The sequence below is a fragment of the Ensifer sp. YR511 genome (assembly GCF_900103045.1).
GTDB lineage: Bacteria > Pseudomonadota > Alphaproteobacteria > Rhizobiales > Rhizobiaceae > Ensifer > Ensifer adhaerens.
Map to the genome: position 1 here is coordinate 316,167 of NZ_FNGR01000005.1, position 16,342 is coordinate 332,508.

The 16,342-nt window shown below is 61.8% G+C and carries 17 protein-coding genes and 2 tRNA genes; 11 read left to right on the forward strand and 8 right to left on the reverse strand.

The window, feature by feature from the left end:
• Nucleotides 1–276 precede the first annotated feature (276 nt).
• The 3 genes from BLU15_RS12960 (at nucleotide 277) to BLU15_RS12970 (ending at nucleotide 3,071) form a co-directional block, all read left to right on the forward strand.
• Nucleotides 277–1,011, forward strand: a complete 735-nt coding sequence (locus BLU15_RS12960; protein ID WP_090295766.1) for a hypothetical protein — start codon at nucleotides 277–279, stop codon at nucleotides 1,009–1,011.
• A 181-nt stretch (nucleotides 1,012–1,192) separates the two neighbouring features.
• Entirely contained in the window at nucleotides 1,193–2,725 is a 1,533-nt protein-coding gene (locus tag BLU15_RS12965; protein WP_090295768.1) for an SPOR domain-containing protein, read from the forward strand.
• Nucleotides 2,726–2,801: 76 nt separating this feature from the next.
• Nucleotides 2,802–3,071, forward strand: a complete 270-nt coding sequence (locus BLU15_RS12970; RefSeq protein ID WP_034795983.1) for a hypothetical protein — start codon at nucleotides 2,802–2,804, stop codon at nucleotides 3,069–3,071.
• 181 nt (nucleotides 3,072–3,252) lie between these two features.
• Here BLU15_RS12970 and BLU15_RS12975 read toward each other — a convergent pair whose 3' ends face one another.
• On the reverse strand, nucleotides 3,253–3,690 hold the full coding sequence (locus BLU15_RS12975; protein WP_034795986.1) for a DUF1489 family protein: 438 nt from the start codon (nucleotides 3,688–3,690) through the stop codon (nucleotides 3,253–3,255).
• A gap of 120 nt (nucleotides 3,691–3,810) precedes the next feature.
• Nucleotides 3,811–5,211, reverse strand: a complete 1,401-nt coding sequence (locus tag BLU15_RS12980; RefSeq protein WP_090295770.1) for an L-serine ammonia-lyase — start codon at nucleotides 5,209–5,211, stop codon at nucleotides 3,811–3,813.
• A 746-nt stretch (nucleotides 5,212–5,957) separates the two neighbouring features.
• Here BLU15_RS12980 and BLU15_RS12985 point away from each other — a divergent pair.
• The 3 genes from BLU15_RS12985 to BLU15_RS12995 all read left to right on the forward strand — a co-directional run bounded on the left by BLU15_RS12985 (nucleotide 5,958) and on the right by BLU15_RS12995 (nucleotide 8,265).
• Nucleotides 5,958–6,650 carry a DUF599 domain-containing protein gene (locus BLU15_RS12985; RefSeq protein ID WP_034795992.1) on the forward strand — a complete coding sequence of 231 codons (693 nt, stop codon included), beginning with the start codon at nucleotides 5,958–5,960 and terminating at the stop codon, nucleotides 6,648–6,650.
• 130 nt (nucleotides 6,651–6,780) lie between these two features.
• Nucleotides 6,781–7,788, forward strand: coding sequence for a heparan-alpha-glucosaminide N-acetyltransferase (locus tag BLU15_RS12990; RefSeq protein WP_060517381.1), 1,008 nt, complete (start codon nucleotides 6,781–6,783; stop codon nucleotides 7,786–7,788).
• A 3-nt stretch (nucleotides 7,789–7,791) separates the two neighbouring features.
• Nucleotides 7,792–8,265, forward strand: a complete 474-nt coding sequence (locus BLU15_RS12995) for a methyltransferase family protein (protein ID WP_034796004.1) — start codon at nucleotides 7,792–7,794, stop codon at nucleotides 8,263–8,265.
• Nucleotides 8,266–8,345: 80 nt separating this feature from the next.
• Here BLU15_RS12995 and BLU15_RS13000 read toward each other — a convergent pair whose 3' ends face one another.
• Nucleotides 8,346–8,732, reverse strand: a complete 387-nt coding sequence (locus BLU15_RS13000; RefSeq protein ID WP_089044566.1) for a MerR family transcriptional regulator — start codon at nucleotides 8,730–8,732, stop codon at nucleotides 8,346–8,348.
• 71 nt (nucleotides 8,733–8,803) lie between these two features.
• Nucleotides 8,804–10,225 (reverse strand): magnesium transporter, encoded by a 1,422-nt coding sequence (gene mgtE, locus BLU15_RS13005; protein ID WP_043624851.1) that lies wholly within the window; start codon nucleotides 10,223–10,225, stop codon nucleotides 8,804–8,806.
• Nucleotides 10,226–10,547: 322 nt separating this feature from the next.
• On the opposite strand from mgtE, the gene BLU15_RS13010 reads away from it, so the two are divergent.
• Complete coding sequence (locus tag BLU15_RS13010) at nucleotides 10,548–11,057, forward strand: peptide deformylase (RefSeq protein WP_090295772.1); 510 nt, start codon at nucleotides 10,548–10,550, stop codon at nucleotides 11,055–11,057.
• Nucleotides 11,058–11,109: 52 nt separating this feature from the next.
• Nucleotides 11,110–11,379 (forward strand): hypothetical protein, encoded by a 270-nt coding sequence (locus BLU15_RS13015; RefSeq protein WP_060607338.1) that lies wholly within the window; start codon nucleotides 11,110–11,112, stop codon nucleotides 11,377–11,379.
• Between the two features lie 47 nt (nucleotides 11,380–11,426).
• Here BLU15_RS13015 and BLU15_RS13020 read toward each other — a convergent pair whose 3' ends face one another.
• The 3 genes from BLU15_RS13020 to BLU15_RS13030 all read right to left on the reverse strand — a co-directional run bounded on the left by BLU15_RS13020 (nucleotide 11,427) and on the right by BLU15_RS13030 (nucleotide 13,431).
• Entirely contained in the window at nucleotides 11,427–12,611 is a 1,185-nt protein-coding gene (locus tag BLU15_RS13020; protein WP_090295812.1) for a methyl acetate hydrolase AcmB, read from the reverse strand.
• Nucleotides 12,612–12,876: 265 nt separating this feature from the next.
• Nucleotides 12,877–12,961, reverse strand: a tRNA-Leu gene (locus BLU15_RS13025).
• 385 nt (nucleotides 12,962–13,346) lie between these two features.
• A tRNA-Leu gene (locus BLU15_RS13030) sits at nucleotides 13,347–13,431 on the reverse strand.
• Nucleotides 13,432–13,624: 193 nt separating this feature from the next.
• Here BLU15_RS13030 and lipB point away from each other — a divergent pair.
• The gene (gene lipB / locus BLU15_RS13035) at nucleotides 13,625–14,344 is read left to right on the forward strand and encodes a lipoyl(octanoyl) transferase LipB (RefSeq protein WP_090295775.1); all 720 of its coding nucleotides are present in this window, start codon (nucleotides 13,625–13,627) and stop codon (nucleotides 14,342–14,344) included.
• A gap of 6 nt (nucleotides 14,345–14,350) precedes the next feature.
• On the opposite strand, the gene BLU15_RS13040 is transcribed toward lipB, so the two are convergent.
• Nucleotides 14,351–15,289 carry a DMT family transporter gene (locus tag BLU15_RS13040; protein WP_244546741.1) on the reverse strand — a complete coding sequence of 313 codons (939 nt, stop codon included), beginning with the start codon at nucleotides 15,287–15,289 and terminating at the stop codon, nucleotides 14,351–14,353.
• A 244-nt stretch (nucleotides 15,290–15,533) separates the two neighbouring features.
• Between BLU15_RS13040 and BLU15_RS13045 the strand changes: the two genes are divergently transcribed.
• Both BLU15_RS13045 and BLU15_RS13050 read left to right on the forward strand, forming a co-directional pair.
• Complete coding sequence (locus BLU15_RS13045; protein WP_034804375.1) at nucleotides 15,534–15,929, forward strand: helix-turn-helix domain-containing protein; 396 nt, start codon at nucleotides 15,534–15,536, stop codon at nucleotides 15,927–15,929.
• 69 nt (nucleotides 15,930–15,998) lie between these two features.
• On the forward strand, nucleotides 15,999–16,342 hold a 344-nt coding region (locus tag BLU15_RS13050; protein WP_176960286.1), incomplete at its 3' end, for an alcohol dehydrogenase catalytic domain-containing protein.

Here is a 16,342-nt window from a genome sequence, read left to right on the forward strand (position 1 = left end):
CACAGGCGAGCCGCCACCCGGCGGACGTCTCCCAACGGGCCTCGGTCAGTCCATTTTCCCCGTCCAGACCGAGCCTCGGCCGGTTCCGTGTCCCTCGGAACCGGCCGTTTTTTATGCGGCCTTGTCTCCCCGGACGCACGCAGGCATAGGGCATTCATCGAAAGTTAACCGTCTTCGACCAGCGTCGGGCAAGCGGCGTCCGCCACACTTCGGTCCGCCGCCAACCAAGGGCTCGACACTCGACTTGGGCGCGGCCAACGCGACGGGACGGCCACCATGAGCAACGCTCCAAACGGGATAGACGAACCGGAACTCCGGCCGCTGCTGTCGGCCCGCTTCATCTACCGGGTGACGGCGGTCGTTGTTGTGCTCGCAGCCCTGACGGCGGCAATCGCGTTCGCGGGAAGATGGTTCGGCGAAAACCTGGCGCTGGCCGGTCACACCGCCAGCAGGGAGCCCTACGATATCTTCATCGGACAGGATCATCTGCGGCTGCCGGCGAACATGATCCGCTTCGAGGCCCAACGTGCCACCTCGATCGTCGGGCGTGTCGATGTCTACCTGACATGGCCCGGCCTTGAAGGTTACAGCGACGAAAATCGCGACCTCTTCAACGACGTCGACGCGCCTGAAAATCTGATCTTCCTGCAGATTTCGCAAAGCACGATGTCCCGCGACATGTCGGGTCGGGTGGAGCCGATCTACAAGCAGGTCTTCGACGGCACTCCATCCCCCGGGCCGAACGGACTGCTTTTACATGCGACCAAAGCTGCCTCCAGCTACGCAGGCGAAGTCTTTTATACTGCGGAGCGGACAGGCCAGGCGCCCTACGTGATGCGCTGTCTGAAATCCGATGCGCAAACCATATCGACCAGCGCCGACTGCCAGCGCGACATTCATGCCGGCAAGGACCTCGTCGTGCTCTACCGCTTCGCCAATAAACTGTTGCCGCAATGGAAGGAAATCGACAACGCGATTACAGCTTTCATCAAAAGCCGAATCGTGCCCTGATTTCGTCCAACTGATGTGGTGCAGGCAGGCACCGCATCATTGCGCTACACCGGAATTGTCTTTGTACGAATGCGTCCGATTCCGGAAACCAATCATTCATCATAAACCGATTGGTAACGCTATGCCGATACTGTCTCGAGAACGGTCGTTCCCGGAGGCGGCGTCCGGACAACCCCATGACATGAGAATAAAGAGCAGCGTAGTGTCCCAAACCGGTTTTTTTGATCTCGCGAAGCGCCCGTTCGGCGCTCTTTCAAAGATGGTAAAGCGGGTCGTCCTGGCAGGCACCATTGCCTCGGTCGCCTTTGTGTTGCCCGGCTTTGCGGCGTCGACCTACGCCAATCCCAAATATTCGGGCATCGTCGTCGATGCCAAGACCGGCAAGATCCTCTATGGCGAGGATGCCGACGAACTGCGCTATCCGGCGTCTCTCACCAAGATGATGACGCTCTACCTCACCTTCGAGGCGCTCGAAGCCGGTCGGATCAGCAAGTCCACGCAGATTCCCTTCTCGAAAAATGCGTCCGCGGAACCTCCGTCGAAGCTCGGCGTGCGCGCCGGCCAGTCGATCACCGTCGAACAGGCGATCCTTTCGCTCGTTACACGGTCGGCCAACGATGCCTCCACGGCACTTGGCGAGTATCTCGGCGGTTCCGAGCAACGCTTCGCCCGCATGATGACGAACAAGGCGCGCGCGCTCGGCATGACGCGCACGACGTACCGCAACGCCAACGGCCTGCCCAATCCGGAACAGCGCACGACCGCACGCGACCAGGCCCGCCTCGGCCTCGCGCTTCGTCAGCATTTCCCGCAATATTACGACTACTTCTCCACGCGCAGCTTCCGCTTCGGCAAGCAGACCATCGGCAACCACAACCGCCTACTCGGCAATGTGCGCGGCGTCGACGGCATCAAGACCGGCTACACGCGTGCTTCCGGCTTCAACCTCGTGACCTCGGCCCAACTCGACGGCCGCAGCATCGTCGCCGTCGTCATGGGCGGCACCTCGGGCGCCAGCCGCGATGCACAGATGCGCCGCCTGGTTGCGAAGTACATGCCGGACGCATCGCGTCGCGGCAACGGCAACCTGATTGCCGAGACGAAGCCGACCCCCGTTCCGGCCGAAGAGACCCAGGTTGCAGCCGCAGCGCCCGTTGCCGAGACGCCGGTCGTCGCAGCCGTCGCCACTGGCCATGACTTGCCCAACACCGGTCCCGTTCCGGATTTCCGCTACAACGGCGAAAGCGCCAGCAGCGTGCAGATGGCCTATGCCGGCAACAAGCGTGCATCGGACAACCCTATCCTTTCTCCGAAAATCGTTCCTAACACGCTCGACGCGCAGAGCCTGAAGCTTCGCCAGCCTGCGACCGCAGCGATGGTCGACACCCAGATCACCAATTCCGTGCCGAAGAAGGCAGAACCTGTTGCCAAGGCAGAGCCTGCTGAAGTCGCAAAGGCCGAGCCGATGCCGGCGCAGCCGCAGGGCTGGGTGATCCAGATCGGTGCCACTCCGGACAAGGATCAGGCCATGACGCTGCTCGGCAACGCCAAGGACAAGGGTGGCAAGGCACTGCGCAACGCGCAGCCGTTCACCGTCGCCTTCGGCCAGGTCTACCGCGCCCGCTTCGGCGGCTTCGATGACCAGAATTCGGCAGTCAACGCCTGCAAGGCCTTGAAGAAGAAAGGCATCTCCTGCTGGGCCAGCCAGCAGTAGCGACGAAATTTGGCGGCCGGATGTGTTTGTTTTCCGGCCGCCTTCCTCGGATTTGTACAGCGTAACGAGGTTAAACATGGCAATGAACGAGAACGTTCCGGGTGTCACCCCGCTGCCGGGGCGACGGGCTAAACCGTCGCGCATCAATCTGCACCCCCTGCACGAGGCGGCCATGCGCATCGCCGATCTCGGCCTCAATCGATCGAAGGCCAAGACACGCGATCTCGTCGGCATGCTTTTGACGCACGGAGCTCGAGCCTGGCGCTCGACCCAGCCGCGCGCCGGCATCCACCTTCACGTGACGGCGCCAAACCGGCGCCATCCGCTGAAGATGCGGATCACCTGAACATTCACAGTTCGAAAGGCGGCCACGGCCGCCTTTTTGCTTTCTGGCTGGATGATGGTGCGGCCTCGGTAGGGCCGTTTCGCGCGCGCAGAAGAGTGCGAAAGCAGGCGACACCTTCAAGGACGCGTTGGTTGCCGCTCGATTGCCAAGAGCTCAGCAAAATGCCCGCGGCATATGACTTCTAGAGAAGCCCGAGTTCGGCCAGTTCGCGCCGCAGTTCGAGCGGCATCTCGGAGCCGCCGCCCGATAGCGACGCCAGGTCGCGCGGGGCGTCCTTGTCGGTCAGGTAACGCCATCCCTGAAACGCGCGACGCGGCTGCAGTTCGGTTTCGATCACTTCCGGACCCAGCAGCAGATTACAACGGCCGATACCTTCGCCGTCGGTAAAGGTCTCGATGCCGATGAGCGGCTGGCGCGCCTGCACGCTGCCCTTGATCACCCAGTAGAGCGAGCCGCCTTCCAGCAGTTCCTCCACGCGCTTGGGCACCATGCGCGTCGTGTGGAACGAGTGCGGCTCGAGGCCGGCGGCCATGGCCGCCATCGCCTTGCGCGAAACCCATTCGCGCAGGTCCTCGATCGATTCCGCTCCGACGCAGAGCTTTATGAGATGTAGAGACATGGCTTTTTTTGAACACCCGTCCGGCCGTTGCGGTCAAGCGGCCAGACGTCGTTCATCCACAATCACCGCAATACGTCCGGTCGATACACCGGCGTCTGGGCTTCGAGAGGCTTGCAAGCCTCAACATTCGACAACGTTGACCGCAAGACCGCCGGTCGATGTTTCCTTGTACTTCTCGTTCATGTCGACGCCCGTCTGCCGCATCGTCTCGATGCAGGCGTCGAGCGGCACGAAATGCTTGCCGTCACCTTTGAGCGCCAGAGAAGCGGCCGTCACCGCCTTGACCGCTCCAAGCGCATTGCGCTCGATGCAGGGCACCTGCACGAGGCCGGCCACAGGATCGCAGGTCATACCGAGGTGATGTTCGAGTGCAATCTCGGCCGCATTTTCGATCTGCTCGGGGGTACCGCCCATAACGGCAGCAAGGCCCGCCGCCGCCATCGCGGACGCCGAGCCGACCTCGCCCTGACAGCCGACCTCAGCGCCGGAAATCGAGGCGTTGTGCTTGATGATGCCGCCGATCGCGGCAGCCGTCAGCAGATAGTCGCGAATGCCTTCCTGGTCGGCGTCGTCATGGAAATGCATGTAATAGCGGATCGTCGCCGGCACCACGCCTGCGGCACCGTTGGTGGGCGAAGTGACGACGCGGCCGCCGGCGGCATTTTCCTCGTTGACCGCCATTGCGTAGACGCTCAGCCAATCGTTGGCGAGCAGAGGATTGGCCTTGTTGGAACGCCACTCCTCCTGCAGCTTGTCGTGGATCGAGCGGGCGCGGCGGCGAACCTTCAAGCCGCCGGGCATGATGCCGTCCTGGCTCAAGCCCCGGTCGATGCAATTGCTCATGGCGCCCCAGATGCGGTCGAGCCCGGCGTTCAGCTCGTCCGGCGACATCGCCGCCTCTTCGTTCGCCCGCTTCATCTGCGCAATCGTCAAGCCTGAGCGCGCAGACATGTCCAGCATTTCCTGGGCCGAGGAGAACGGGAACGGCACCTTGACGCCCGTCGCCTTGTTCTTCGAGGCGCGCATGGCCTCAAGTTCCGTGTCGGTCACGACGAAGCCGCCGCCGATCGAATAGTAGATCCGCTTCAACAGCAGGCGGCCGTCGCGGTCGAAGGCAGAAAACGACATGCCGTTGGCATGGCCGGGCAACGGCACCTTCTTGTCGAAAACCAGATCGGTCTTCGGCTGGAATTCGTAGGACGGATGGCCCGGCGGTGTAATGCGGCCCGTGCGTTCGACCTCATCGATGAGGGCATCCATGCGATCCGGATCGACGAGATCCGGGCGTTCGCCAACGAGTCCGAGGATCACCGCCCTGCCCGTTCCGTGGCCGATGCCGGTGTGGGCGAGCGAACCGTGCAGGCTCACCTTGATCGCCGCAACGGAGGCATGGGACGGACGTGGCCAGTCGTCGGAAAGGATGAGATCGAGAAAGCGATTGGCGGCCGACATCGGCCCCATCGTATGCGAGCTCGAAGGCCCGATACCAATCTTGAACACGTCGAAGACGGAAAGAAACATAAGCTGCCTGCCCCGGAGACTGACCCGCGACGCACGGGCATGATCGCCCGGCACCGCATTCACGATTGCCTCGATACCACGCTTCGAAGTCTATGCGAACCGGCGTGATACCCTCTTATTTGCTGGTGGATTTTACGCCTTGATCGGTGCCGATTTAAGGAGATCCGCAAGCAGATATAGGAACGAAGCCTAAGCGATCCCATAGCAGGCCGTCAGGCGGTCAACCGACATTCGATCCCGTCCGTGCGACATTGACCTCCCGCAAGGGCTCCGGGTAGCGCCACTGGTTGCCTGGAATCAAAAACGGCGCGGCTTTTGGGAAGCCGCGCCGTCAATCAGTGGACTTTTCTAGATACTAGATATCAAAGGCCGCCGAAAAGATAAGCAAGAACAAGAACGCCAGCGAAACCAGCCACGGCGCGTGCAGTTACGCCCCAGCAAGACTTCTGAATTGTATTGTCCATGATGTCTCCGAAAACACTCTCAACGGCCGCGGGCAGCACAGTGGGCGCCCGCGTCTGGGGCCATGCATATTGAAGAAAGCGTAAATGCGCAATGGGGGAATGTGGCGGAAAGGTGTCAAGCCCGTGCGACCGAACACAGGATCCTGGTGAAAACCGCACAAATGGTCGGTACGGCCGGGAAGAAATTCCGCCGCAATTTCATCACAGTAGTTGACGCGTCGCGGATTCCGACACCGCCCCGGCCACCTTGCAATTTCCAAAAGCCATGCCAAAAACACGTGTATGACCTTCGAAGATTACATAGCGCTTGTCGTGTTTATCCTGCTTTGGGCGGGTTTCAGCTGGGCGACCGATGGCACGCGCGGCTTCAAACGCGTGAGTCTTACGCGCCTCATGAACGAGCATCGCGGCCGCTGGATCCGCAATTCGCTCAACCGCGACCTGAAGATGATCGATACGCAGATCATCGCGGGGCTCCAGGCCGGCACCGCTTTCTTCGCTTCAACGACCATCTTCGCGCTCGGCGGCTGCTTCGCACTGCTCGGCGCTACCGAACAGGCGCAGATGATCTTTGCCGACATGCCCTATGTCTTCCATGGCGGGCGCACGGCGTTCGAGCTGAAGGTCGGCGGCCTCACCTGCCTCTTCGGCTACTCCTTCTTCAAGTTCGGCTGGTCCTACCGGCTGTTCAACTATTGCTCGATCCTGATGGGTGGCATCCCGATGACCGCCGACATGCAGCGGGATCGACATGCGGCGGAGAAGGCGGCCGAACGGGCGATCCGCATGAACGTGCTTGCCGCCAAGCACTTCAACGCCGGTCTCCGGGCGATCTTTCTTTCGATCGGCTATCTCGGCTGGTTCATCAGCCCCTATGTGTTCGTGGCGCTCACCGTCTTCGTCATCTTCGTCTTGACCCGCAGACAGTTCTTCTCGGAGGCGCGTTCCGCGCTCCTCAAGGACGCAACACCCTGACAATCCGCGCAACCGGCGCGCCGGACGGCTGCGGATCGCAGCCGCGGCGTTCCGTCAGCAATCAAGGACGCGTGCCTGGCGCAAGCCAGGCCTGCCACTCTTCTTCACGCCAACAGGATGGCGAATGCCCATGTCCGATATCCATGTGACCGCACCGGCAGCAGAGACCCCAGCGAAACCGACAGGCAGGCGCCTCGCCTTCATCGATGTCGCGCGCGGCGTGGCGCTGCTTGCCATGGCGACCTATCACTTCGTCTGGGACCTCGAGTTCTTCGGCTATGTCGCAGCAGGCACGGCCGGCACCGGCGGCTGGAAGATTTTTGCGCGGCTGATTGCCAGCAGCTTCCTGTTTCTTGCCGGCTACAGCCTCGTGCTCGGACAATGGCCGACGATCCGCATCAACGCGTTCCTGCGCCGTTTCGCCAAGATCGCCGGCGCCGCAGCGTTGATCACGATTGCCACCTATTTTGCCTTCCCGGACACCTTCATCTTCTTCGGCATCCTGCATGCGATCGCCGCGGCAAGCCTGATCGGCCTGATATTCCTCAGGCTTCCTGCCGTCGTTTCCTTCGCCGCAGCCGCCGCGGCCATCGCGGCACCCTTCTATCTGCGCTCGCCGATCTTCGATGCGCCCTGGCTTTGGTGGGTCGGTCTGTCCGAGACGCTGCCACGGTCCAACGACTACGTGCCGCTGTTGCCGTGGCTCGGGCCGTTTCTGCTCGGCCTTGGTGCCGCCAAGCTCTTCCACGCGCGGCTGGTATCCGCGCTTGCAAGCCGGCCCTCCACAGATGGCAAGGGGCGGCTGTGGATGACGCCCCTCGTCTTCGGCAGCCGTCACAGTCTGGCCATATACCTCATTCACCAGCCCGTGCTCATCGGACTGGTCTATCTCTTCTCGCTGATCTCTCCGCCGACACTGCCGGATCCCAAGGAAGCCTACCGCAGCAATTGCGTTGCGGCCTGCAACCAGGGAAATCCTGCCGTGCCGTGCGACAGCTTCTGCGGCTGTACCCTCGACCGTCTGGTGGAACAGAACCTGTTCGACAGCCTGAACAGGGGAGAGATCAACGTCAGCAGCGATGAACGCATTGCGCGAATCGCGCAGCAATGCACAATGAACGTGCAATCAGGGGACTAGGACATGAATGCCTATCGTGCCAAGCCGCTGAACTTCCCATGGCCGGCCCTTCTCTACGGGGTCGCCACTCTTGCGGCGCTTCTACTGGCGCGACATTTTCCCATTCCGGTGGCACATGGCCACGGCTGGTTTCCCTGGATCAGCGGCGGCGCCCTGATTATCGTTGCGATCTGGCTGGCCCTCTGGGCCGTCAAAACGCTGCTCGATCGGCATACGGCGGTCATGCCCTACCGATCAGCCACATGCCTGGTCACCTACGGTCCGTTCCGCTTCACGCGCAATCCGATCTATCTCGGCTACACCTTGATGATGATCGGCTTTGGGCTGGCGACGCTCAATCCGTGGTTCTTCATCATGGCGATTGCAGCCGTGATGCTGACCACACTCTTTGCCATCCGCAATGAAGAGCGGCACCTGCTGTCGCGCTTCGGTTTCGAATTCGAGCGCTACTGCCGGCATACCAGCCGTTGGATCTGAGCGCCGGCAGGGATACACGCAGCAAAAAGGGCAGCGCGAACGCTACCCTTCGAAAATTCCAGACATAAACCAGCGACCCTTCAGGTGCCGACGCCGATTTCGGCCAAACGCGTCAGGCACGCTTCCTCGACATTGTCGAGTTCCGTCAGCGTATCGTCGATGTCCTTGCGCTTCTGGCGCAGCTCTTCGCGCTTTTCCTCGACGCGCGACATCAGCAGCTGAAGCTGGCCGAGCTCGCCGGGAGGGTCCTTGTAGACCTGAATGATTTCACGGATCTCGGCGATGGTGAAGCCGATGCGGCGCCCTCGCAGAATCTCCTGAATGAGCCGCCGGTCGGCCGGCCGGAACAGGCGCGTGCGACCACGGCGCTCCGGATGGATGAGGCCCTCGTCCTCATAGAAACGCAGCGTTCGCGTGGAAATGCCGAATTCCCGCGTCAATTCGGTGATGCTATAGTATTTATCCACGCTGCCATTCCATGTGTTCCTGGGCATGCACTATCGTTGACCTTGACGTAAAAGTCAAACAACGCGCCACGTTACGTGACATGGAACCACCAAGTGGCGATGCCGAGAAAGCTGAAGAAGCCGGTGATATCGGTAATGGCCGTCACGAAGACGGCGGAAGAGACCGCCGGGTCGGCGCCGAAGCGATCGAGGCAGAGCGGCACGAGGATGCCGCCAAGGGCCGCAGCCATCATGTTGATCAGCATCGCAGTTGCGATGATGCCGCCGATGTTCGGGTCCTGAAACCAGAGACCGGCAAGAAGCCCGATCAGCGTGCCGAAGATCATGCCGTTGAGCAGTCCAACGCCGGCTTCACGTCGGATGATGCGCGGCGCGTTGTGAATGTCGAGACCCCGTGTTGCGAGCGCGCGCACGGTAACGGTCATCGTCTGCGAACCGGCATTGCCGCCCATGCCCGCAACGATCGGCATCAGGATGGCGAGAGCCACGATCTGCTGGATCGTCGCGTCGAAGAGGCCGATGACCGAAGCGGAGATGCAGGCGGTCATCGAATTGATGAACAGCCAGGGCACGCGCGAGCGCGATGCCTCCCCGACGGAGTCCGAGAGTTCTTCGTCGCCGACGCCGCTCAGGCGCAGCAAGTCTTCCTCGGCTTCTTCCTGAATGACGTCGACGACGTCATCGATGGTGAGCACGCCCACAAGCCTGCCATTGTCATCGACGACGGCCGCAGAAAGAAGGTCGTATTGCTCGAATAGCTGGGCCGCCTCTTCCTGGTCCATCTCGGCCGGAATGGCATGGCTCGTATCGTGCATGATCGCATCGACCTTGACCGAACGCTTGGTTCGGAGGATGCGGTCGAGGTCCATGGCGCCGAGCAGCTTGAAGGTCGGGTCGATCACGAAGATCTGCGTGAAACTCTCCGGCAGGTCCTCGTCTTCGCGCATATAGTCGATCGTCTGGCCGACGGTCCAGAATGGCGGCACCGCCACGAACTCGGTCTGCATGCGCCGGCCGGCCGTGCTTTCGGGGTAATCCAGCGAGCGGCGCAGGCGAACCCGTTCGGTAAACGGCAGCTTCGCCAGGATCTCGTCCTGGTCTTCCTGGTCCAGGTCTTCCAGAATGTAGACCGCATCGTCCGAATCCATCTCGCCGATGGCCTCGGCGATCTGTTCGTTCGGCATGTGCTCGACGATATCGAGACGGATCGCTTCGTCGACCTCCGTCAGTGCCGAAAGGTCGAATTCCTTGCCGAGCAGCGAAACCAGCGCCAGGCGCTGATCGGGCTGGATCGCCTCGAGCAGGTCACCCATTTCCGACGAGTGCAGGCCGGCAACGTGCTGGCGCAGATAGATCGTATCGCGGTCGGCGATTGCCGCGCCGACATGCATGAGAAAATCAGAGCGGATAGAACCGTCGTCGGCATAAATGTCCGAGCCGTCAAAGGCCTTGACGTCTTCTGAGCCGCGGTCTTCGTCGCCAGTATTGCTCATGCGCGCCCTCGAAACGATTTGCTGCTTCCCGGCCGTCCGCCTCGCGAGCCGGAAAGAATGCGTCCACTGACGTTTGCCTCACCCTCATCCGCCGCCATGGGCGGGAATTCTGGCCTTACAGCCTGCTAGCGCAAAGCCCTGCCGAGGTCCACAGCACAGATACCACCGGGCGCGCCGCAACAACAGATTTATTCAAGCTGTTGCAAATACATGAAAAACCGGCTGCTTCTCGACACAGTCGACATCGACTGCGCGATCGGCTAGCACTTCAGTCGAGATATCGGAGGCGCAACACCCATTTGGCGCCGCCAAGGAAGATCTGATGGCCATTCGCCCCATTGTCCGCTTTCCCAACCCGCTGCTGACGCGGAAGGCGGAGACGATCACCCGCTTCGACGCGGCATTAGAGGCGCTGGCCGCGGACCTTCTCGACACGATGCGGGACGCCCCCGGCGTCGGTATCACCGCGCCGCATATCGGCATCCTGGAGCGCTTGACGGTGATCGAGCTCGATCGCGAAAGCGGCGCCAGGACCTTCGTCAATCCGGAGGTCATCTGGTGTAGCGACGAGAAGGCGACCCATACGGAAGGCAGCGTCTCGATGCCGGGCATCCTTGAAGAGGTCGAGCGCCCCCGCGCCGTTCGCGTCCGCTACCAGACGTTTGGCGGCGAGACGATCGACGAGGAAGCCGACGGCTTCATGGCCACCTGCCTGCAGCACGAAATCGACCAGCTCGACGGCATCTTCTGGACACAACGGCTCTCGCGCCTGAAGCGCGACCGCGCCATCAAGAAGTTCGAAAAGCTGACCAGGGAGCAGGCGCGCGGCTAGCGCACCGATTCCCTGCTCGCAACATCACGTCATAGTCACCAAGGACCGAACCATGAAACCGACCTATCTCGCCCTCATCGGCCTCCTCGCGCTCGCCGGCTGCAACAGCGCCCAGCAAGATCTCGAGCCCCTGCCCCAGAGCCTGACCTATGGCGAGAACGCGGCCAACAGGAAGACACAGGCCGCACCGGGCGCCATGATCCAGAACCGCTTCATGTATGAAGGCCAGATGGTCTACGAGACCTACGAAGTTCAGCCCGACCGCACCTACAAGCTCGTCCGCCGCCGCATGGACCAGAGCGGACCTGCCGGCAACAACTGACACGGATCAGGGCGTACGGGCGCAGCGACCTCTGTCGCCCGTCGCCGCTATGTATTTCGAGCCGCGTACACCGCCGTTTCGAAATCGAGATAGCTCCCGAACGAAACGGGATCGGCAAAGGGCAGTATCTGTGTCGCCCACAGGCCACCGAGACCGTTTTGGCGATCTATCCAGTAGTAGAGGTTCGCAAGCCCCGCCCAGGCTAACGCACCGGCTGGCCGCCCCGTCGGTGCTGCTTCATCGTTGATCATGAAGCTTATCCCCCAGGACTTCGGTATGCCGGGGAAAAATTCGGCGTCGTGCGACAGGCTTCTTATTACCCCCGGGAGCCTCTTGATCTTCCTTTCTCCGAGGCCGTTCCTTGCCGCCATTTCGACCGTTTCCGTCTTTAGCAGCCGACCGCCGGGCGACATCCCATCGTTGAGCCACATGCGGATAAATTTGGCGTAGTCGACGGCCGTCGAATAGAGACCGTGCCCGCCCATCTGGACCTCCGGGTCCTGCGGGAGCCTGAAATCAGGCAACGGCGACAAACGTCCGGCGTCGTCCCTTTGGTGCAAGGTAACCACGCGGGATGTCATGGATGCGGTCATTGCAAAACCGGTGTCCTCCATGCCAAGCGGCTGGAGGATGCGTTCCGCCATCACAGCGCCAAGCCGCTTGCCGGTGATGCCCTCCACGACCTGCCCGGCCCAGTCCAGGCTGCTCCCATATTCCCAGTCGTCGCCGGGGTCGAAGAGCAAAGGCGTCCGGATGGATGCATGGGACGCGGTGATCACGCTCGGCTGTCCATGTTGCCGCGCCAACCGGGCATAGGTCTCGTTGAAAAAATCGTAGCCAAAACCGGCCGTGTGCAGGAGCAGCATGCGCGTGGTGATGTCCCGTTTGGGCGGGCGGAGTTTCGGATTCCCCGCGAGGTCAAACCCCTCGATCACCTGCAGCGTGCCGATTTCGGGCGCGTATTGCCTGGCGGGAGCGTCGAGATCGAGCTTGCCCTCCTCGACCAATTGCAGGCAGGCCGTCGCCGTGATCGCCTTCGTCATCGAGAAGATCGCAAAGACGCTGTCGATGGTCATATCCGTCGCGCCAGCCAAAGAGCGCTTTCCGGTGGCGCCCGCGTAAAAATTGCCATGGCGATCCGTGGCGATTGCGACAACGCCTGGCACGCCATCGGCGGAAGCGACCGCGGCATTGAGGATTGCATCGGCAGCAGTCTTGAGATCGCCGGACAAAGGAACCTCCCGCACAGCCAAGGCTTCGACACGCGTGGCGGTCGTGCCACCCTTCACGTTGAACCGCCGCGCAAATCTTAACATCAAAGGGCGGCCCAAGCCATTTTCTAACGGCTGTGGAAAAAGAGTGCCGTCGGCCAACCCAGCGCGAAACGAGCGAGACTCGGATTGCCAGAAGGCATCACGATGCCGCCGATCAGGGTGCGCCAGAACGGGGAAGCTAAACATGGATTTGAAACAAAAAACCCGGCCGAAGCCGGGTATTTGGTGCGGTCGAGAAGACTCGAACTTCCACGGGTTGCCCCACAGCGACCTCAACGCTGCGCGTCTACCAATTCCGCCACGACCGCATCATGGTAGGGCCGACTTGCGTCGGCGCGGCTGCATGTAGCAAAAGCCCCTTGAGTGCACAAGGGATGGCTGTGGACAAATTAAACGATGGCGACGGACGGGAGGGCATTCACAGAGCGGCACGAAAAGACGGCGTTCAGCGCGCGCATTTCAGACCAGCGAACGAACCTCCCCCGACGCCTTTCGAGGCTCGCTCTCGCCACGACGGGATCGTCGGCAATTCGTTCGGCATTCGCGCGCAAGATCAGCGACGGCCGCCACCCCTATTCGAACGCATGATATGGACTGGAAGACAAAGGGATGCGCCGGTTGCGCCCGGGCAGAAGGCCTAATTGGCTAACACCAGGATTAAAAACAAAAAACCCGGCCGAAGCCGGGTTTTTTTGGTGCGGTCGAGAAGACTCGAACTTCCACGGGTTGCCCCACAGCGACCTCAACGCTGCGCGTCTACCAATTCCGCCACGACCGCATCGTGGTAGGGCCGACTTGCGTCGACGGGGCTGCATGTAGCAAAAGCCCCTGGGGGGCACAAGGGGATCACGACAGAATTTTGACGGGAAATGAAACTATTTCAACAGCCCGCCCAAGGAGCCCCGGAAACGCTGGACTCTTGCCTCGCGCCATCCCATGTACAGGCTCCAAAAAACAGGAATGCCGAGCGAATGCAGCGTGAAAATCTGAGCCAGGACATGTTTTCCCCTCCGGAATCACCCCCGGTTCGCTGGCGGATTGCCTCCGAACTGGTCGATTATCCGCAGGCCGTCGAGCTGATGGAGCAGGAAGCCGCGGCGATTGCCGCCGGCACCGCAGATGAACTGGTCTGGCTCGTTGAGCATCCGCCGCTCTATACGGCCGGCACCAGTGCCGACGCCGCCGATCTCGTCATGCCCGACCGTTTTCCGGTCTTTGCCACCGGCCGCGGCGGCGAATACACCTATCACGGCCCGGGCCAGCGCGTCGTTTACGTCATGCTCGACCTCAAGCGCAGGAAGCAGGACGTACGCGCTTTCGTCGCGGCACTCGAAAGCGTCGTCATCTCCACGCTCGATTCGATGAACGTTCGGGGCGAGCGGCGTGAAGACCGGGTCGGTGTCTGGGTGCGGCGCCCGGAAAAGCCTGCCCTGCCCGACGGCTCCATGTCGGAAGACAAGATCGCCGCGATCGGCATCCGCCTGCGCAAATGGGTGAGTTTCCATGGCTTTGCGCTCAACGTCGACCCGGATCTCGACCATTTCGGCGGCATCGTGCCCTGCGGCATTCGCGGTTATGGCGTCACCAGCCTCGTCGATCTCGGCCTGCCCGTAATGATGCCGGACGTGGACATCCGCTTGCGCGAGGCCTTCGAGACCGTGTTCGGTCCGACGCGGAACGACGCGCCGTAAGCCCGTTCAACTTGCCGTTCGACGTCCAGCCTGCCCCTCACGCCAGATGATGAAGAGGCCCGAGCCAACGATGATGGCGATACCAAGCCATTTGGAGAGCGACGGAAAGTCTCCGAAGATGAGATAACCGAGCGCCGTCGCCGTGACGATCTCGAAATAATGAAACGGTGCGAGCAGCGAGACGGGTGCCGCCCGGAACGCCTTGACCACCAGCAGATGGCCGTAGCCGGACAGCGCGCCAAGCACGATCACGAGCATCCAGCCAAGCGGCGACTTCGGCAGCGACGGCACGAAATCGGCGCTGCCCATGCCGTTGCCGATCAGGATCACCAGCGCCATCGTCAATGTGCCGCCGATGCCGGCAATTGTCTGCATCGTTAGCGGCGAGTCGCCGGTACCGACAGCACGGTTGAGGAGCAGGTAGCAGGCAAAGACGAAGGCGCAGGCAACCGGCAACAGCGCGGTTAGGCCGAAAGCGGCAAAGCTCGGCTGGATGACGATCATCGCTCCACCGAAACCGACGACAATGGCGAGCCAGCGCCGCCAGCCCACTCTTTCCTTGAGGAACACCGCCGAAAGACAGGTCAGGATGAAGGGCTCGACGAAATAGATGGCGAAGGTGTCGGCAAGCGGCATGTACTTCACCGATATGAAGAAGAACAAGGCCGCGGTCGCCAGCAGTACACCGCGCAGCAGATTGGCCCAGGGCCGCTTTGGCCTCAGCGCCCGCAGGCCACCGGCGCCAAGCAGCATCGGTAGCGTCGCCACCAGTTGGAAGAAGAAGCGGTAAAAGGTCACCTGCCCCGGCGACATGCCCTCATAGACGGCCATGTATTTCGCAATCACGTCCATGCCCGGCAGGATGACCATGGCAAAGAGCATGATGGCGACGCCCTGCATCACCGTGTCGGTGTGGTCGGTGGTCGCAGTTCGGGCGTCTGTCATGGGGCAAGCTCCTGTGGCCGCCGCACATTAGAGCCTACGCGTTGTTTTCAACGGCCGAAGATGCGACGGGCAAGGAACTATCCGCGCCCTAGCCGCAATTGACGGTGTTTTTGGCGCTTCGGGGTGTCCCTCGCCGCCCAAATGCCTATAAGCTCAGGACAATCTTCCGCCCCGGATCTAAAGGTCGGCCGTCGGCCCCCATGGTTCGGGACCTTTGAACGTGACCGTGGCAAAGGAGATGTCCATGCGCTTGTCCACCGAAACGATGATTGCCCGCCTGCGCGACACCAGCGACGGTGATACGCTGGGAGGACGCATCTGGAGGGCGCGCGACGCCGCAAATCTCAGCGCCAAGGAACTGGCCGATCAACTCGGCGTGCGCACGGAGACCATCGCGGCCTGGGAACGGGATCGGGCCGAACCCCGCACAAACCGGCTGTTCATGCTTGCAGGCGTACTCGGCGTCACCCCGGCCTGGCTGATCGCCGGGCTCGGCCGCGCGCCGGATGCCGACGCAATCGACGAGAAGGACGGCCTGCGCGAGCAGCTCGCCCTCGTCAAGAAGCTGCACGAACAGACCGGCAAGGCGATTGCCGCTCTTGAGATGGAACTCAATCGCGTTCAACAGAACATTCGATAACCTATTGCGATTCCACTTAGGGCCGCCGTTCTGGCGGCCCGACGTCATTTCAGTCCAAGGAGAAAATAGATGGATGTACGCGCCGCCGTTGCCGTTCAGGCAGGCAAGCCGCTCGAGGTCATGACGGTTCAGCTCGAAGGCCCGCGGGCCGGCGAAGTGCTGATCGAGGTCAAGGCCACAGGCATCTGCCACACCGACGATTTCACCCTGTCCGGCGCCGATCCGGAAGGCCTGTTCCCTGCGATCCTCGGCCATGAAGGCGCCGGCATCGTCGTCGACGTCGGCCCGGGCGTGACCTCGGTGAAGAAGGGCGACCACGTCATCCCGCTCTACACGCCCGAGTGCCGCTCCTGCCCGTCGTGTCTGTCGCGCAAGACCAATCTGTGCACCGCGATCCGCTCGACACAAGGCCA

Coding starts and splice junctions, on each gene's coding strand:
- BLU15_RS12960 (WP_090295766.1), top strand. CDS start 277: ATGAGCAACGCTCCAAACGGGATAGACGAACCGGAACTCCGGCCGCTG.
- BLU15_RS12965 (WP_090295768.1), top strand. CDS start 1,193: ATGAGAATAAAGAGCAGCGTAGTGTCCCAAACCGGTTTTTTTGATCTC.
- BLU15_RS12970 (WP_034795983.1), top strand. CDS start 2,802: ATGGCAATGAACGAGAACGTTCCGGGTGTCACCCCGCTGCCGGGGCGA.
- BLU15_RS12975 (WP_034795986.1), bottom strand. CDS start 3,690: ATGTCTCTACATCTCATAAAGCTCTGCGTCGGAGCGGAATCGATCGAG.
- BLU15_RS12980 (WP_090295770.1), bottom strand. CDS start 5,211: ATGTTTCTTTCCGTCTTCGACGTGTTCAAGATTGGTATCGGGCCTTCG.
- BLU15_RS12985 (WP_034795992.1), top strand. CDS start 5,958: ATGACCTTCGAAGATTACATAGCGCTTGTCGTGTTTATCCTGCTTTGG.
- BLU15_RS12990 (WP_060517381.1), top strand. CDS start 6,781: ATGTCCGATATCCATGTGACCGCACCGGCAGCAGAGACCCCAGCGAAA.
- BLU15_RS12995 (WP_034796004.1), top strand. CDS start 7,792: ATGAATGCCTATCGTGCCAAGCCGCTGAACTTCCCATGGCCGGCCCTT.
- mgtE (WP_043624851.1), bottom strand. CDS start 10,225: ATGAGCAATACTGGCGACGAAGACCGCGGCTCAGAAGACGTCAAGGCC.
- BLU15_RS13010 (WP_090295772.1), top strand. CDS start 10,548: ATGGCCATTCGCCCCATTGTCCGCTTTCCCAACCCGCTGCTGACGCGG.
- BLU15_RS13015 (WP_060607338.1), top strand. CDS start 11,110: ATGAAACCGACCTATCTCGCCCTCATCGGCCTCCTCGCGCTCGCCGGC.
- lipB (WP_090295775.1), top strand. CDS start 13,625: ATGCAGCGTGAAAATCTGAGCCAGGACATGTTTTCCCCTCCGGAATCA.
- BLU15_RS13040 (WP_244546741.1), bottom strand. CDS start 15,289: ATGACAGACGCCCGAACTGCGACCACCGACCACACCGACACGGTGATG.
- BLU15_RS13045 (WP_034804375.1), top strand. CDS start 15,534: ATGCGCTTGTCCACCGAAACGATGATTGCCCGCCTGCGCGACACCAGC.